The 15,483-nt window shown below is 65.8% G+C and carries 16 protein-coding genes; 4 read left to right on the forward strand and 12 right to left on the reverse strand.

What is annotated here, in order from left to right:
* Nucleotides 1–38: 38 nt before the first annotated feature.
* From AC5RVD_RS07155 to AC5RVD_RS07165, 3 genes are all read right to left on the reverse strand, one after another.
* The gene (locus AC5RVD_RS07155) at nucleotides 39–1,157 is read right to left on the reverse strand and encodes a BMP family lipoprotein (protein WP_494113117.1); all 1,119 of its coding nucleotides are present in this window, start codon (nucleotides 1,155–1,157) and stop codon (nucleotides 39–41) included.
* A gap of 191 nt (nucleotides 1,158–1,348) precedes the next feature.
* Nucleotides 1,349–2,578 carry an amidohydrolase gene (locus tag AC5RVD_RS07160; RefSeq protein ID WP_494108108.1) on the reverse strand — a complete coding sequence of 410 codons (1,230 nt, stop codon included), beginning with the start codon at nucleotides 2,576–2,578 and terminating at the stop codon, nucleotides 1,349–1,351.
* Nucleotides 2,579–2,678: 100 nt separating this feature from the next.
* Complete coding sequence (locus AC5RVD_RS07165; protein WP_494113118.1) at nucleotides 2,679–3,824, reverse strand: mannose-1-phosphate guanylyltransferase; 1,146 nt, start codon at nucleotides 3,822–3,824, stop codon at nucleotides 2,679–2,681.
* A gap of 326 nt (nucleotides 3,825–4,150) precedes the next feature.
* On the opposite strand from AC5RVD_RS07165, the gene sdhC reads away from it, so the two are divergent.
* The 4 genes from sdhC to AC5RVD_RS07185 all read left to right on the forward strand — a co-directional run bounded on the left by sdhC (nucleotide 4,151) and on the right by AC5RVD_RS07185 (nucleotide 7,673).
* Nucleotides 4,151–4,534 carry a succinate dehydrogenase, cytochrome b556 subunit gene (gene sdhC / locus AC5RVD_RS07170; protein ID WP_493987889.1) on the forward strand — a complete coding sequence of 128 codons (384 nt, stop codon included), beginning with the start codon at nucleotides 4,151–4,153 and terminating at the stop codon, nucleotides 4,532–4,534.
* Between the two features lie 3 nt (nucleotides 4,535–4,537).
* Entirely contained in the window at nucleotides 4,538–5,008 is a 471-nt protein-coding gene (locus AC5RVD_RS07175) for a succinate dehydrogenase hydrophobic membrane anchor subunit (RefSeq protein ID WP_494113119.1), read from the forward strand.
* An 89-nt stretch (nucleotides 5,009–5,097) separates the two neighbouring features.
* Nucleotides 5,098–6,885: a succinate dehydrogenase flavoprotein subunit gene (sdhA, locus tag AC5RVD_RS07180; protein ID WP_493978599.1), complete on the forward strand. Its 1,788-nt coding sequence runs from the start codon at nucleotides 5,098–5,100 to the stop codon at nucleotides 6,883–6,885.
* Nucleotides 6,885–7,673, forward strand: a complete 789-nt coding sequence (locus tag AC5RVD_RS07185; protein ID WP_494113120.1) for a succinate dehydrogenase iron-sulfur subunit — start codon at nucleotides 6,885–6,887, stop codon at nucleotides 7,671–7,673. Before sdhA ends, AC5RVD_RS07185 begins: the two co-directional genes overlap by 1 nt.
* A 77-nt stretch (nucleotides 7,674–7,750) precedes the next feature.
* Here AC5RVD_RS07185 and AC5RVD_RS07190 read toward each other — a convergent pair whose 3' ends face one another.
* The 9 genes from AC5RVD_RS07190 to AC5RVD_RS07230 all read right to left on the reverse strand — a co-directional run bounded on the left by AC5RVD_RS07190 (nucleotide 7,751) and on the right by AC5RVD_RS07230 (nucleotide 15,325).
* A complete protein-coding gene (locus AC5RVD_RS07190; protein ID WP_494126501.1) occupies nucleotides 7,751–8,833 on the reverse strand; it encodes a YihY/virulence factor BrkB family protein in 1,083 nt (360 codons plus the stop codon).
* Nucleotides 8,805–9,404: a 2'-5' RNA ligase family protein gene (locus AC5RVD_RS07195; RefSeq protein ID WP_494126502.1), complete on the reverse strand. Its 600-nt coding sequence runs from the start codon at nucleotides 9,402–9,404 to the stop codon at nucleotides 8,805–8,807. Before AC5RVD_RS07195 ends, AC5RVD_RS07190 begins: the two co-directional genes overlap by 29 nt.
* A 2-nt stretch (nucleotides 9,405–9,406) precedes the next feature.
* Complete coding sequence (gene trpS, locus AC5RVD_RS07200) at nucleotides 9,407–10,489, reverse strand: tryptophan--tRNA ligase (protein WP_494126503.1); 1,083 nt, start codon at nucleotides 10,487–10,489, stop codon at nucleotides 9,407–9,409.
* Between the two features lie 11 nt (nucleotides 10,490–10,500).
* Nucleotides 10,501–11,325 carry an exodeoxyribonuclease III gene (locus tag AC5RVD_RS07205; RefSeq protein WP_494126738.1) on the reverse strand — a complete coding sequence of 275 codons (825 nt, stop codon included), beginning with the start codon at nucleotides 11,323–11,325 and terminating at the stop codon, nucleotides 10,501–10,503.
* Nucleotides 11,326–11,408: 83 nt separating this feature from the next.
* Nucleotides 11,409–11,939 carry a hypothetical protein gene (locus AC5RVD_RS07210; RefSeq protein ID WP_494113123.1) on the reverse strand — a complete coding sequence of 177 codons (531 nt, stop codon included), beginning with the start codon at nucleotides 11,937–11,939 and terminating at the stop codon, nucleotides 11,409–11,411.
* A gap of 60 nt (nucleotides 11,940–11,999) precedes the next feature.
* On the reverse strand, nucleotides 12,000–12,359 hold the full coding sequence (locus AC5RVD_RS07215) for a VOC family protein (protein ID WP_494113124.1): 360 nt from the start codon (nucleotides 12,357–12,359) through the stop codon (nucleotides 12,000–12,002).
* Between the two features lie 116 nt (nucleotides 12,360–12,475).
* Nucleotides 12,476–13,309 carry an ABC transporter permease gene (locus tag AC5RVD_RS07220; RefSeq protein ID WP_494113125.1) on the reverse strand — a complete coding sequence of 278 codons (834 nt, stop codon included), beginning with the start codon at nucleotides 13,307–13,309 and terminating at the stop codon, nucleotides 12,476–12,478.
* The gene (locus AC5RVD_RS07225) at nucleotides 13,306–14,367 is read right to left on the reverse strand and encodes an ABC transporter permease (RefSeq protein ID WP_494126504.1); all 1,062 of its coding nucleotides are present in this window, start codon (nucleotides 14,365–14,367) and stop codon (nucleotides 13,306–13,308) included. The genes AC5RVD_RS07220 and AC5RVD_RS07225 overlap by 4 nt, the downstream gene beginning before the upstream one ends.
* Nucleotides 14,360–15,325, reverse strand: a complete 966-nt coding sequence (locus tag AC5RVD_RS07230) for an ABC transporter ATP-binding protein (protein ID WP_494113127.1) — start codon at nucleotides 15,323–15,325, stop codon at nucleotides 14,360–14,362. Before AC5RVD_RS07230 ends, AC5RVD_RS07225 begins: the two co-directional genes overlap by 8 nt.
* Between the last annotated feature and the right edge of the window lie 158 nt (nucleotides 15,326–15,483).

Below are 15,483 nucleotides of genomic sequence, written 5' to 3' on the forward strand. Positions count from 1 at the left end.
CCGGCGTGCGGTACGGAGAGCGGCGGTCCGCTGCGTGCTTACTGCTGCGGGCTGGCCTTGGATTCGACCTTGATCTCGCCCGAGATGATCGACTCCTTGATGGTCTCCAGTTCCGCCTTGGTCTCATCGGAAACCGCTGCGTCGAGGTCGTGGAACGGGGCCAGTGCCACGCCGCCGTTCTCCAAGGTCCCGACGTAGGGGGTGCTGTCGAAGTTGCCCTCGGCGTCGGTCCTGACGACTTCCTCGACCGCGTTGCCCATCAGCTTCATCACCGAGGTGAGGATGAATTCCTCAGCCTTGCCGGCGGTCTCGTAGCCGTCGGAGTCGACCCAAACAACCTTGGCGTCCTTGCCGTCGGCGTTGGCTTCGAGCACGGCGTCCAACGTGCCCAGGCCCACCGGGCCCGCCACCGGCATGATGATGTCGGCGCCCTCGTTGATGAAGTTCAGGGTGTTGGTCTTGCCCTTGCCCTGATCCTCGAAGTTGCCGACGAACGTGCCGTTCTGGGCTTCCTTGTTCCAGCCCAGCAGTTCGACGTTGGCGTCCTTCTGCTCGTTGTAGTAGTCCACGCCGTCGGCGAAGCCGTCCATGAAGATGGTGACGGTGGGGATGTTCATGCCGCCGTAGGTGGCCACCTTGCCGGTCTCGCTGGTTGCGGCCGCAACGTAGCCGGCCAGGAACGCCGCCTGCGCCGTGTCGTAGATGATCGGCTTGACGTTGTCGCTGAATTCCGGGTCGTTGTAGTCGACGATCGCGAAATTGGTCTCGGGATTGGCCGCCGCTGCTTCCTTGGTCACGTCGCCCAGCAGGAAGCCGACCGTGAGGACCATGTTGCAGTTGGCCTGCACCATGGCATCCACGTTGGGACCGAAATCGGTCTCGGCCTGGGACTCGGCCTCGCGGATCTTGATGCCCAGCTCTTCTTCGGCCATCTTCAGGCCTTCGTAGCTCGACTGGTTGAACGAACGGTCGTCGAATCCACCGGAGTCGGAGACGATGCAGCCCAGGTAGTCGGTGCCTTCCGCTGCCGGGCTGCCGCTGGCGCCGCCCTCTTGGGCCGGCGGTGCGCCGCAACCGGCCAGAACGAGTGCGGACGCGCCCAGCACCGCGGCGGAGAGGCCGGTGCCGCGCTTGATCTTGCGCAGTGAAGTCTTCAATGTTCCTCCATAAAAGAATGTCTGCCTCGCCACAGTTCAATGGTCGCTTCACAGGAAGTGCGGCGTTGACTTGTACTCCGCGTGGCACAGCACCTGTCCTGCAGGTGCACAGTTGATGACCCTACAGTAGTTCCCGCGCGCCCCACCGGCGAAGCATCCGCGACACGCGCACGAAGATTGTTGAAAAGTTGTTACTTTTCGGTAGCAACCGCTGCCGTGTCGCGGTGACGCCGGGCGGCCAGCAGGGCCGCCTTGGCCATGACGCGCACGCCCACGCCGATGGCGTGCTCGTCCGGAACGTAGTCGCCGCGGTGCAGGTCGAAGGTTTCCCCGCCCGGGGTCCGGGTGCCCAGCCGCATCATGGCGCCGGGCACTTCCTGGGTCATCCAGGCGAAGTCTTCCCCACCCATCGACTGCGGTGTCAGAGTCACCGCGTCCTCCCCCAACTCGCTCCGGGCCGCCGCTTCGAGCAGCGTGGTTTCCCGTTCGGTGTTGATGACAGGAGGCACGCCGCGGATGTGTTCGAGCTTGACGTCCACGCCGAACGGTGCGGCCACCTGGTTGACCACTTCGTCCACCAGCTCACCGGCGGCCTGCCAGGCTTCCCCGTCCAGGCAGCGCATGGTTCCGGCCATGTAACCGACAGCAGGGATGGCGTTGGGGGCGGCGCCCGCCTGGATTTGCCCCCACACGAGTGAGACGGCGCTGCGGACATCGATCCGCCGGTTGATGACCGCCGGGACGCTGACGGCAATCTCGGCCAGCGCGAACACCAGGTCCTCCGTCAGGTGCGGGCGCGAAGTGTGCCCGCCGCGTCCGCGCAGTTCAATACGTATGGTGTCCGAGGCGGAGGTGATGGCTCCGATCCGGGTGCCGACCAGTCCGACGTCGATCCGCGGATCGCAGTGCAGGGCCAGGATCCGCGGCAGCCCTTCCAGCACGCCCTGCTCGATGACGGCCAGCGCGCCGCCGGGCATGGTTTCCTCGGCCGGCTGGAAGATGACCCGCACGCGGGCGGACAGTTCCCCTTCCAGATCCAGTTTGCGCAGGACCAGCGCGACGCCGAGCATCACCGTGGTGTGGATGTCGTGTCCGCAGGCGTGGCTGATGCCGGTGTTGACCGAAGCGTAGTCGAGGCCGGTTTCTTCCATGATCGGCAAGGCGTCGATGTCGGCGCGCAGGCCGATGGCCAGCGGACCCTCCCCGATGTCGACGAACAGCCCGGTGCCGTCCAGCAGCTGGGGTTCCAGTCCTGCGGCCGTCAGACGCTCGGCCAGCTTCCGCGTGGTGAGGAATTCCTTGTGCGACAGCTCGGGATGCTGGTGCAGGTCCTGCCGGAACCGCCGTAGTTCGTCCAGCAGTGGCGATGCCCAGACGCCGATATTGAGGTTGGCCAGCGGTGTTTCTGAAATCTTCTGCACACCTGCACTCTATCGACTTGAGCGCCGGCCCACCGAGGACCGTCGACGCCGGTGGCGGTGCACCGGGCTTCCGCCGGCAGTCCGCCGGGTGCGGCGCGCCTCAGAGGACGTCGGTGTCGCCGCTGGCCCTGAGCTGTTCCACCGTGGACTTCACCTTCTGCGCGTGTTCCTTGGTGGTCACCAGCAGCGCGTCCGGGGTGTCGACCACGACGACGTCGTCGATGCCGATCAGCGCGATCACGCGTTTGGTGTCGGAGACCACGACGCCGGTGGCCGACTCCGCGAAGACCCTCGCCCCTTCACCGAGCACCGTGAGCCCGGAGGTTTCGCTGGCGGTGTTCAGCCGTCCGATGGCGGCGAAGTCGCCCACATCGTCCCAGGAGAAGGAACCGGGGATCATCGCCACGTCCCCGGCGGCCGCCGCGGGTTCGGCCACCGCGTAGTCGATCGCCGTCTTGGGCAGGTCCGGCCAGATCCTGCGCATCACCGCGCCGCGGGCCGGGGTGTCCCAGGCCTCGGCGATCTCGGTCAGTCCGGCAAAGAGTTCGGGTTCGTTGGTCTCAAGGTGCTTCAGCAGCAGGTCCACCGGGGCCACGAACATGCCGGCGTTCCAGGAATATTCCCCCGTCTCCAGATAGCCGCGGGCCACCTGCTCGTCGGGTTTCTCCACGAACTCGGCCACCGCCTGCGCGGTCGGCGCGCCCGGGATTTGCAGCGCCCCGGCGGAGCGGATGTACCCGAACCCGGTGGCCGGATGGGTCGGCGTGATCCCGATCGTGACGATGTAGCCCTCGGCCGCGGTGTGCACCGCCTCGCGGACCGCCTGCTGGAAGTCCTCCACAGGGGTGATCACCTGGTCCGCGGCAAAGGAGCCCATGATGATCCGCGGATCCCGCCGGTGCAGGATCGCCGCGGCCAGCCCGATCGCTGCCGCCGAGTCCTTCGGCTCCGGTTCCAGCACCAGGTTCGCATCCTGCAGCTCGGGCAACTGTGCGCACACTGCCTGGCGGTGCACCTTCCCGGTCACTACAAGGGTCCGCCCCTGGCACAACGGCTCCAGGCGGGCGTAGGTGGCGCGGATCAGTGTGGACCCGGAACCGGTCAGGTCGTGCAAGAACTTCGGCGCCGCCGCCCGGGACAACGGCCACAACCGCGTCCCGGTCCCGCCCGCCGGAATCACTGCATAAAAACGATCCAGCACGGCATCATCATCGGCCGCGCCCCGGCCTGCTGCTTGAGTGTTCACCCTCTCCACGGTAATCCAGCAACGTGGGTGCCGCCTTCATCCCGCGGGTCGATTTTTGCCGCCGGGGGTCGTTTGCCGGCGCCAAAACACCGAAATCCGCCGCCGGGTCACGGTCCAGCATCCGGTGTGGCCGCGGGCCCGCGCAATCAGCCCCTGCAGCGACCGATGTGCCCGGGCTGTTAAAAAGGTCACACCCCGCTGTAGCTAAATTGAATAAGCCCTCAGCGAAGCCTAGATTAGTCTTGAGCTATAGAGCGCTCTCGCACCGGCGTCAACTCTTGCGTGGAAGCCACGCTGCGCCTCTGCGATGCAGGGAGGGTAATTCAGTGTCGAAGACACCAGCTGGGACCTTATACCGCGGCCGTGAAGGCATGTGGTCTTGGGTAGGACACCGCATCACGGGCGTCGCAATCTTTTTCTTTCTCTTGGTACACGTGCTGGATACCGCACTGGTCCGGGTATCGCCCGGCGCCTATGACGCCGTCATGGCAACGTACAAGAACCCGATCATGGCCATCTTGGAAGCCGGCCTGGTAGCGGCCATCGTCTACCACGCCTTTAACGGCCTTCGCGTCATCCTCATCGACTTCTGGAAGAAGGGCCCCAAGTACCAGGCCAAGCTTCTGTGGGGCGTCGTCGGCCTGTGGGTCGTCGTCATGGTTCCGTTCCTCATCCGCCACCTCACGCTCGCTTTCACCGGGGGTCACTAACTCATGTCGGTCAACTCTGAAATCCAGGCTCCCCGCAGCGCCCGCATCGCTCCCGAATACCTGCGCAACAAGGGCCGCAAGGGCAACTTCGAACTGTACGCATGGCTGTTCATGCGGCTCTCCGGCCTCATTCTGGTCGTGCTTGTCTTTGGCCACCTGTTCGTCAACCTGATGGTGGGCGAAGGCGTCCACGCCATCAACTTCGGCTTCGTGGCCGGCAAGTGGGCCGATCCGTTCTGGCAGATCTGGGACCTGGCCATGCTGTGGCTGGCCATGTTGCACGGCACCAACGGCGTGCGCACCATCATCGAGGACTACGCGGAAAAGGACAGCACCCGCTTCTGGTTCAAGATGGTCCTGTACGTAGCCTCTGCCGTCATCATCGTGCTCGGCACCCTGGTGATCTTCACCTTCGATCCGTGCCCGGCCAACGCCACCGCCGAGCTGCTGCCGTCGTTCTGCCCGGCACCCTAACCGTCCCCGCGACAGACCGCGGCGCCGTTGCCCCGTCGTGACCCCCACGCGGCGAAGAAATCCCAGTTTCAACAGAAAGAGCATCCAGTATGCAGGTCCATAAGTACGACGTCGTCATTGTCGGTGCCGGTGGCGCCGGTATGCGCGCCGCGATCGAATCAGGCCAGCGCGCGCACACCGCAGTACTGACCAAGCTGTACCCCACCCGTTCCCACACCGGCGCGGCCCAGGGCGGCATGTGCGCCGCGTTGGCGAACGTCGAAGAGGACAACTGGGAATGGCACACCTTTGACACGATCAAGGGCGGCGACTACCTGGTTGACCAGGATGCCGCCGAGGTGATGGCGAAGGAAGCCATCGACGCGGTGCTGGACCTGGAAAAGATGGGCCTGCCGTTCAACCGGACGCCCGAGGGCAAGATCGACCAGCGCCGCTTCGGCGGGCACACCCGCGACCACGGCAAGGCCCCGGTTCGCCGCGCCTGCTACGCCGCGGACCGCACCGGACACATGATCCTGCAGACCCTCTACCAAAACTGCGTCAAGCACAACGTCGAGTTCTACAACGAGTACTACGTGCTGGACCTGCTGCTGGTCGAGGAAGACGCCACCCGCGCCGACGGCACCCCCTACAAGCAGAAGCGCGTCGCCGGCGTCGTCAGCTATGACCTGGCCTCCGGCGAGCTCCACGTCTTCCAGGCGAAGTCCGTCATCTTCGCCTCGGGCGGCGTGGGCAAGGTCTTCAAGACCACCTCCAACGCGCACACCCTCACCGGCGACGGCATGGGCATCGCGTTCCGCCGCGGCCTCCCGCTGGAAGACATGGAGTTCGTCCAGTTCCACCCGACCGGCCTGGCCGGGCTGGGCATCCTGCTCTCCGAGGCCGCCCGCGGCGAAGGCGGAATCCTCCGCAACGCCGACGGTGAGCGCTTCATGGAACGCTACGCCCCCACCATCAAGGACCTGGCGCCCCGCGACATTGTGGCCCGCTCCATGGCCCTTGAGGTCCGTGAAGGCCGCGGCTGCGGTCCGAACAAGGACTACGTGCTGCTGGACCTGACCCACCTGGAGCCGGCGCACATTGACGCGAAGCTGCCGGACATCACGGAGTTTGCGCGCACCTACCTCGGCGTCGAGCCCTACACCGAGCCGGTGCCCGTGTTCCCCACCGCCCACTACGCCATGGGTGGCATCCCCACCAACATCAAGGCCGAGGTCCTGCAGGACAACGACACCGTTGTGCCGGGCCTGTACGCCGCGGGCGAGGTAGCCTGCGTCTCCGTCCACGGCTCCAACCGGCTGGGGACCAACTCCCTGCTGGACATCAACGTCTTCGGCAAGCGCTCCGGCATCAACGCCGCCGAGTATGCCAAGACTGCGGACTTCGTCGAGCTGCCGGAGAACCCGGAGCTGTACACGATGGAGCTGCTCGAGACGGTGCGCGGCGGCACCGGTACCGAGCGGGTCGCCCAGATCCGCAAGGAACTGCAGGACATCATGGACGCCAACGTGCAGGTGTTCCGCGACGAGAAGTCCCTGACCGAGGCACTGAACGTGATCGCTTCGCTGCGCGAGCGCTACAAGAACATCAGCGTCCAAGACAAGGGCAAGCGTTTCAACCTGGACCTGCTGGAGGCCGTGGAACTCGGCTTCCTGCTGGACATGGCCCAGGTGATGACCGTGGCGGCCCTGCACCGCACGGAGTCCCGCGGCGGACACTTCCGCGAGGACTACCCGGACCGCGACGACGAGAACTTCATGAAGCACTCGATGTGCTACCTGGACGTCGACGCCGTGACCGATCAGACGGCCGGCATCCGCATGGATACCAAACCCGTAGTATTCACGCGCTACGAACCGATGGTGAGGAAGTACTAATGAGCACCGCGACCGAAATTCCCGAAGGACCGTCCAAGGTCGAGCTGGCTCCCGGGGTCGGCGGCGGCGGCGAAATCCCCAGCTTCGACATCACGCTGAAGGTTCGCCGCTACGATCCGGAAGTCTCCGAGGAGGCCCGCTGGGACGAGTTCAAGCTCACCATGTACGGCACGGACCGTGTGCTGGATGCCCTGCACAAGGTCAAGTGGGAGCATGACGGTTCCGTATCCTTCCGGCGGTCCTGCGCCCACGGCGTCTGCGGCTCCGATGCGATGCGCATCAACGGCCGCAACCGCCTGGCCTGCAAGACCCTGCTGAAGGACCTGGACACGGCCAAGCCCATCACGGTGGAGCCGATCAAGGGCCTGCCGGTGGAGAAGGACCTGATCGTGGACATGGAGCCGTTCTTCCAGTCCTACCGCGAGATCATGCCGTTCCTGATCAATAGCGGCCACGCGCCGACCCGCGAGCGGCTGCAGTCGCAGGAGGACCGGGAACGGTTCGACGACACCACGAAGTGCATCCTCTGCGCCGCCTGCACCTCCTCCTGCCCGGTGTTCTGGACCGACGGCCAGTACTTCGGACCGGCAGCGATCGTGAACGCGCACCGCTTCATCTTCGACTCGCGCGATGATGCCGGCGACATGCGTCTGGAGGTCCTCAACGACAAGGAAGGCGTGTGGCGCTGCCGCACTACCTTCAACTGCACCGAGGCCTGCCCCCGCGGCATCCAGGTGACCAAGGCGATCACCGAGGTCCGCCAGGCCATCCTGCAGCGCTCCGTCTAGCCAACCCGGGCGGTCCTTCCGGGACTGCGCGGGCCAGGTGGCGCCGATTCCCCTCCGGGAGTCGGCGCCATCGGCGTTTAAGGTTCCTGCAGGGCCCTCCGCCGGCGCAGCCCCCAGGCCCGCTGCCGCAGCGATCGGCCTCCCCCGGCCGCCTGCCTGGCCAGCGCGTCCGCCTTACCGACCGCTCCCCAGGCGGTGGCGACCAGGTAGACCTGGCTGAGCAGGTAGAACCACACGAACAGGCCCAGGATGACAGCGAAAGGAGCCAGCAGCGGGTTGCTGCCCACGTTGCCCAGGAGTGTCGAAGAGAAGTACCTGAGCACGGTACTGCCGACGCCGGCGAGCAAGGCGGACTGGAGCATCACCCAGCGTGGCATCCGGATCCCCGACGCCACGCGGAAAAGGACCACGGCAACCGCCGTATCCAGCAACAGCATGACCACGATGCCGGCGATCCGGGTCAGCGGAACCACGACATCGCCTTCGATACGGAGCAATTCCACGATCAGGTCCAGCGCGGTATTGGCTATGGCCGCGACGAGCGACGTCACGATCAAGGCCACGGCCACGATCAGCAGCGTGCCGCTGTCCTTGAGCTTGACCAGGACGATGTTCGTGGCCAGCGGCGGCAGGTCAAAGATGCCCCGCATCCCCGTGCGCAGCCCGGCGATCCAGCCCAGCGAGGTCCAGATCATGACGGCGGTGGAGATGATCAGGCTGACCCCGAAAGCCTCGCCCTGCGAGAAGAGCTCTTGGGGTGAGGCCAGGCCTCCGTCCCCGGTGTCGATCAGTCCCGGGATGAAATCGTTTACCACCTGAATGATGGCCATCTGCAGGTCGCGATTGCCGGCGGCCACCAAGCCGAGGATGGAGAAACCGGCCACCAGCATCGCCGCTACGGAGAAGAACATTTTGTAGGCACACCCGGCCGCCAGCAACGGCCCATGCCTCAGGGCGTAGAGATTCATGACCCGCATCAGGCGCCAGGAGTTGATCTTCGCGAGCCTGTACTGGGCCGCGGCCATCAGGCTTTTCAGGGTGCCTTCTTCGCGCTTGGCGCGGCCTGCCTCCCTGCGCTGTCTCAGCGCGGCGAGTAACAGTTGCTGCCGTTCCAGCGGATCCGGCGCTGCCTCAGTCTGCTCCCGCGCGTCCGGCGCCAAAGGTCAACTCTTCCCGTAGTATCCACACGCCGGTCTCGTCGTGCTCGTAGAGCCCCATGCTACTGACCCGGAATGCGGCGTCATAATCCGCGAGCTTGCTTTCGGCCGAGTCCATGCTGGCTTCGCTGACGTCGTGGGCCACGGTCACGTGCGGGTGGAAGCCGAACTCGAGTTCGCGTTCCAGCGGCCCGGCCTGGAGTTTCCGGTGCAGCTCGACGCACTCGTCAAACCCCTCGTCGATGCTCAGGTAGACCACGGGCGAAACCGGGCGGAAACTGCCCGTGCCGCGCAGGGAGAGGGTGAACGGGGACTGCGAACGGGCCACCGCCCGGACGTGATTCACGGCTTCGTCCCAGTCAAGCACCGGGGTGGTGGTGACCAGGGTGATGTGCGGCGGTATCACCGAGGCCAACGGGTCACCGAACGACGCCCGCCAGCTCTCCAGCTCACTGGCCATGGGCTCCGGCACCCCGATGACCACGCCGACGCAACCGACCGCCGTCCGGGCAGCCCGGCCGGCATCGCCGTCGTGGTCCACACGGGCGATGCTGTCCTGGTGCTGCTGGCGCATGGCTAGCGTCCGCCTCCGGCGGACAAAAACCCTACCTTGGAGTACACATCAGCGAGTGTAGCCGATGCGATTGAACGGGCCTTGTGGGCTCCGCGGGCCAGCAGCCGGTCAAGTTCGGCCGGATCGTCCAGCAGCTCCTGGGCGCGCGCCTGGACCGGGGCGAGCGTCTCAACGACGACCTCGGCCAGATCGACCTTCAGATGCCCGTACATCTTGCCCTGGTACTCCTGCTCCAGCTGCGCGACGGTCTTGCCCGTGAGCGTGGAGTAGATGGTGAGCAGATTGGAAATGCCCGGCTTGGCCTCGCGGTCGAAGCGGATCTCCGTACCGTCGTCGGTGACCGCCGACTTGATCTTCTTGGCAGCCTGCTTCGGGTTGTCGAGAATGTTGATCAGGCCCGCGGTCGACTCGGCCGACTTGGACATTTTCGCGGTGGGGTGCTGGAGATCGTAGATCTTCGCCCCCTCCTTGGGGATCACGGCTTCGGGAACCACGAAGGTTTCGCCGAACCTGTGGTTGAACCGCTGGGCCAGGTTCCGCGCCAGCTCCAAGTGCTGGCGCTGGTCCTCGCCCACGGGCACGCCGTAGGGGCGGTACAGCAGAATGTCCGCGGCCATCAGCACGGGATAGGCGAACAGCCCCACGGTCGCGGCGTCGGTACCGTTCTTCTGCGTCTTGTCCTTGAACTGGGTCATCCGGGATGCCTCGCCGAAACCGGTCACGCAGTTCAGGACCCAGGCCAGCTCGGCGTGCTCCGGCACGTGGGACTGGACGAAGAGCGCGGTCCGGTCCACGTCGATGCCGCCGGCGATGTACTGCGCGCAGGTGACCCTGGTCCGCTGGGCCAGATCCTTCGGATCGTAGTCCACGGTGATGGCGTGCAGGTCGGGAATGAAGTAGAACGCTTCGTACTCGTCCTGCAGCTTGACCCAATTGACGAGTGCACCCAGATAGTTGCCCAGGTGCAGCGAGTCGGCGGACGGCTGCATGCCGGAGAGAAGCCTGGGACGCTCGGCCTGCGGCCGGCCCGCCTGCCCGGCGGCCAGCACGGCGGTGTCGGTGGGTTCTGTGGTTCCTGTGCTCATCGGGATGCTTCCTAGAACTGGTAGTCGACGACCAGCGGTGCGTGGTCGGAGAATCGGGCGTCGTAGGTGGCGGCACGGTCGACCGCGGCGGCCGTCGCCAGATCGGCCAGCGACGGGGTGGCCACCTGGTAATCGATTCGCCAGCCTGAGTCGTTGTCGAAGGCCTGGCCGCGCCAGGACCACCACGTGTAGGGCCCGCTGACGTCCCCGGCCAGTGACCGGTGCACGTCGCGCCAACCGATCTCCTCGCCAAAGAAGCGGTCGAAGTAGGCCCGTTCCTCGGGCAGGAAGCCGGCGCGCTTGACGTTGCCCTTCCAGTTCTTGATGTCCAGCTCGGTATGGCCCACGTTCAGGTCGCCGACGACCAGCGCGTAGTCCCGCTCGGCCCTCAACTGCGGCAGCCGGCGGCACATGGCATCCAGGAAACGGTACTTGTCCACTTGCTTGGGGGTATCCACCTCGCCTGAATGGACGTAGGCGCTCACCACGGTCAGGGTCTTTTCGCCGTCGGCGCCGTCCACCGCAAAGTCGGCCTCCACCCAGCGGCCGGCGGAGAGAAAGTATTCATCGCCTATGTGGCTGCGGGTGGCAGTCGGCTCAACACGGGAAGCGATGGCAACACCGGCGCGCCCCTTGGCCTCCGCTTCGGCATGGAGGATGTGCCAGTCGCTGCCCAGCAGCTCGCGTACGACGGCGTCCGGCGCCCGCACCTCCTGCAGGCACAGGATGTCCACGTCCCGGACCGCCAGCCACTCGGCCATGCCGCGCGTGTAGGCGGCGCGGATGCCGTTGACGTTGACGCTGGCGATGCGCAGGGTCTTGCCTGCCTGGATCAGTCCGCCTGCTGCGTCGCGGGAGGTGGTCGGTGCGGTGGAAACGGTTGCCAAAGTCACCCGACTACCTTACCCAACCCTTCAGTTCAGCCAACAACTGTGCCGCTGACGGTTTCGCCGCCGTCTTCCTTGCGGATCATGCTGCGGCCGTTGTGGGCGGTGATCTCTACCGTCTCCAGCGCCCGGTCGACCATGCCCTCGTCTTTGCCGCGGTAGTCGCGGATCACTTTGGCCTGCACCTGGATGATCTTGAAGCTGTGGTCCAGCTTTTCGTCCCGCACGGCATTCGCCCTGGAAATTTCTTCCTCGACGACGGCGGTTCCGCCGCCCGGCGCGGGGTTGACCCGCCCGGCGTAGTCGGCCTGCACATTGGCCAGCTTCTCCTTCGCCTTGCGCGTGGCACCGCGGACGCTGAACACCACGAAGGCGGCCAGGGCCAGCCATGCCAGCGATACGGCGACGACGATCCAGCCGATGACGTCGTTCTCATTGGCGGCAAAGATCACCGCGACCAGGAAGACAAGCACCAGCACGGCCAAGCTGATGTTGCCGGCCTTGAAGGGCAGCTGGCGGGCGGCGGACGAAACGGAAGTAGACTCGGGACCAATTGATCGCATGGGCCTATTCTCTCAAATCCATGCGCTCCCGCGCGCCGTGTCCGCCCACGGCTCAGCGCGCTACCACTGCACCAGGCAGAAGGGGTGGCCGGCCGGGTCCAGGTACACCCTGAAGGTCTCGCTGCCCGAGTCCATGCTGGTGGCTCCAAGCTGGAGCACCAGCCCCTCGGCGATGTCCAAATCCCTGACCCTGACGTCCACATGCATCTGCTGGGGATGTTCCTGGCCAGGCCACTGGGGCGGTTCGTAATCGTGGACCTGTTGGAAGGCGATGGCCGGCCGGTCCGGGGCGTCCCCGATGCTGATCCAGCCGTCGTCGTCCTGTTGGACCCGGATCATGCCCAGCAGCTCCTCGTAGAAAGTGGCCAGGGCGTCGCTGTCCGGACAATCGATCACCAGTGCCTGCCACTTGCCGATCATGTGCCAGCTCCTTCGTTGGTTCAAGGCCTTTGGACGGTCGTTCCATCATTGACGCCACATCAGCGCGTGGCAACCCCGGCACGCGCGCCCCCGGCCCGGCAAACGTCGGTCCGCGATCAGTTCAGGAAGAGCTTGCGCAGCCTGCCGGTGGTCAAGATCAGCCCGAGCACGATCATGACCAGGAAGTACAGGACGTGGATCCACGTGGCGGCGGTGAAGGCGCCGACGCTGAGCTGGCGCAGCAGTTCCACGCCGTGCCAGAGCGGAAAGGCCTGGATCAGCCACTGGATCGGCTCCGGGTAGACGCTGAGCGGGTAGAAAGTCGCGGAGAACAGGAACATCGGCAGCATGATGAAGTTGATCCAGTCCATCTGCTGGAACGTTTTCATGTAGCTGGTGATCGCCATGCCGAACGCTGCGAAGCCGAAGGCGACCACCACGGCTGCGGGGATCATCAGCAGCGCCCAGGGCGAGGTGATCAGCCCCATGGCGCCCATCACCGCGGTGAAGCCGGTGGCGTAGAGCGCTCCCCGCATCAGCGCCAGCAGGATTTCGCCGAGCGCCACGTCCAGCGGTCCCAGGGACGTGTACAACATGCCTTCGTAGAGCTTGGCGAAGTTCAGTTTGAAAAAGACGTTCCAGGTGGAGTCATACACCGCGCCGTTCATCGCCGAGACGGCCAGCAGCGCCGGCGCAATGTAGTTCGCATAACCGATTTCGGTTCCGCCGGGGCCGCTGATGGTGCCGATCAGCGAGCCCAGGCCGATGCCCATCGCCACCAGGTAGAGGACCGGCTCGACGAAGCCACTGACCATGATCGCCCAGTTGGTTCCCCAGGTGGCTTTGACGCCGCGTGCGAAGACCGCGCGGACGTTGCCGGCATAGAGGGAGCCTAACGGGCGGCGCGTCGGCTCGAGCCGCGGCGCATGCGGGAGAACGTGCTGGCTCATTTGCCCAGCCTCCTGATATAGATTCGGCGCGCGAGGAGCCAGCCCACCGCGCAGAGGGCGGCCAGGTAGGCGACATGCAGCACGGTCAGCCAGGCCGGTTCAACATAGCCGTAGCTGAGCACCCTGCCCAGTTCCGTCGAATGCCACAGGGGCGAGATCCAGCCGATCCAGCGGACCAGCAGCGGCATGGCCTCCAGCGGGAAGAACGTGCCGGAGAAGAGGAACAGCGGCATCACGATGAACCGCTGCACCAGCGCGAATTGACCGCGGTCTTCTTCGATGCTGGCCGAGTACGCCATCAGCGGCAGTCCGAAGGCCATGCCGCCCAGGGCCGCCGTGATGACCATCAGCCAGGCGCTGGCCTCGGTCACCGCGCCGAAGATGACCAGGCAGAGGAAATACAATCCGGTGGTCAGCAGCAGCCGGGCCAGCACGCCCATCGAGTGCCCGTTGACCAGCTGGTGGCTCTGCAGCGGGGAGGCGTTGGGGCCGTAGTACGTCTTGCGCCATCTGAACCCCGACATCACCGAGTACGTGTTCTCTTCGCTGGCCACCATGATCGCGGCGGTCGCCAGGAGGGCAGGCGCCACGAAGACCAGGTACGGTACGGACTGGCCGTTTCCGGCGTCGAGCGAGGCGTTGGTGTTGGCGTCCACCAACGTGGCGAGCCCGACGCCCATGGCAAACAGGTAAACCAGCGGCGTGCCTACCGCCGTCATCAGCACCGTCCAGCCGTACCCGCGCAACTGCCGCAGCCAATGCTCCAGAAAGTAGACCGAGCCAAAGTTCCGGGCGCGTTCGGCCGACTGCAGCGGGGTCAGCGGCGAGCGCAGGCCGGTGACGGGCCGTGTCAGGGCATCGACTTCGCGCAGCGACAACTCCTCCGGGGCGCGCGTATCGACCGCACCCGCGGGGGCCGCGGCGTCCGGCGCTGGGGCTGGAGCGGCTCCGGCTCCCCCGGACTCCTTGGCCGCGCGCGCCGGTGGTGCTTCGGCCGGGCGCGCGGCGATCTCCTTGTCCTGCCCGCCCGGCACGTGCGTGGGCTGTTGCTCAGTCAATGAGGCTCCTGCCGGTCAGCCGAAGGAAGACGTCCTCCAGGCTGGAGCGCCGTACCAGGGACGTGATCGGGCGCAGGCCGCGGTTGGACACCTGCTCGAGCGCCGCCTCGCCGTCGTCGGCATAGACAAGGACACGGTCCGGCAGCGTTTCAAGCCGCTCCCCAATGCCGGCCAGCTCCGGCGCCACGGTGGTATTCCGCTCGGAACCGAACCGCAGCTCCAGGACCTCGCGGGTGGAATGTTCGCGGATCAGGGCGGCCGGTGACCCTTCCGCCATGATCTTGCCCTTGTCCACCACGATCAGGCGGTCGCACAACTGCTCGGCCTCGTCCATGTAGTGGGTGGTCAGGATCAGGGTCACCCCCGCTTCCTTGAGCCGGAAGAGCCGGTCCCACAGGATGTGGCGCGCCTGCGGATCGAGCCCGGTGGTGGGCTCGTCGAGCAGCAGCACCTTCGGATCGTTCATCAGCGAACGGGCGATGGTGAGCCGCCGTTTCATGCCGCCCGAAAGGGCGTCGACCTTCGCCTTGGCCTTGTCCGTCAGCTGCGCGAACTCCAGCAGTTCGTCCGCCTTGGGCCGCAGGTAGGAGTACGGCAGGCCGAAGTAGCGGCCATAGACGATCAGGTTGTCGCGGACCTTCAGTTCCTCGTCGAGATTGTCCTGCTGCGGCACGACGCCCAGATGGGCCCGCACCTCCGGCCCGTGTCGGTCCGGGTCCAGGCCCATGATGCTCAGATCGCCGGACGTCCGCTGCGAGACGCCGCCGATCATCCGCATGGTCGTGGACTTGCCCGCACCGTTGGGGCCGAGCAGCCCGAACGACTCCCCCGCCGGGACTTCGAAGGAGATGCCGTCAACGGCGTTGAAATCGCCGTAGGTCTTCACGACGTTCCGGGCGGAAATGACGGCTGCGGACGTTTGCTGAGGCAACCGGTGTGAAAGGGATGTTTGAGGCACTGCTATAGCCTAGATCACATCAGCGATTGAGGAAAGCCAATCGGGGTCTTCTTTTCCGTGTCCCGGCTTGAAGCAGCGGCTGACGCCTATTGCTGCAGAAATTATGGCCGGTCGAGCCGCTGTCGGCGGGTGCCGGGGTGGCCGCCGTCGAGGGAGCC

Source organism: Arthrobacter sp. THG-b23 (genome assembly GCF_059091265.1).

Excerpts from the sequence above, each read along its gene's own strand:
- AC5RVD_RS07175 (WP_494113119.1), top strand. The coding sequence starts at position 4,538 with ATGTCGGTCAACTCTGAAATCCAGGCTCCCCGCAGCGCCCGCATCGCT.
- sdhA (WP_493978599.1), top strand. The coding sequence starts at position 5,098 with ATGCAGGTCCATAAGTACGACGTCGTCATTGTCGGTGCCGGTGGCGCC.
- AC5RVD_RS07185 (WP_494113120.1), top strand. The coding sequence starts at position 6,885 with ATGAGCACCGCGACCGAAATTCCCGAAGGACCGTCCAAGGTCGAGCTG.
- AC5RVD_RS07195 (WP_494126502.1), bottom strand. The coding sequence starts at position 9,404 with ATGCGCCAGCAGCACCAGGACAGCATCGCCCGTGTGGACCACGACGGC.
- trpS (WP_494126503.1), bottom strand. The coding sequence starts at position 10,489 with ATGAGCACAGGAACCACAGAACCCACCGACACCGCCGTGCTGGCCGCC.
- AC5RVD_RS07210 (WP_494113123.1), bottom strand. The coding sequence starts at position 11,939 with ATGCGATCAATTGGTCCCGAGTCTACTTCCGTTTCGTCCGCCGCCCGC.
- AC5RVD_RS07215 (WP_494113124.1), bottom strand. The coding sequence starts at position 12,359 with ATGATCGGCAAGTGGCAGGCACTGGTGATCGATTGTCCGGACAGCGAC.
- AC5RVD_RS07220 (WP_494113125.1), bottom strand. The coding sequence starts at position 13,309 with ATGAGCCAGCACGTTCTCCCGCATGCGCCGCGGCTCGAGCCGACGCGC.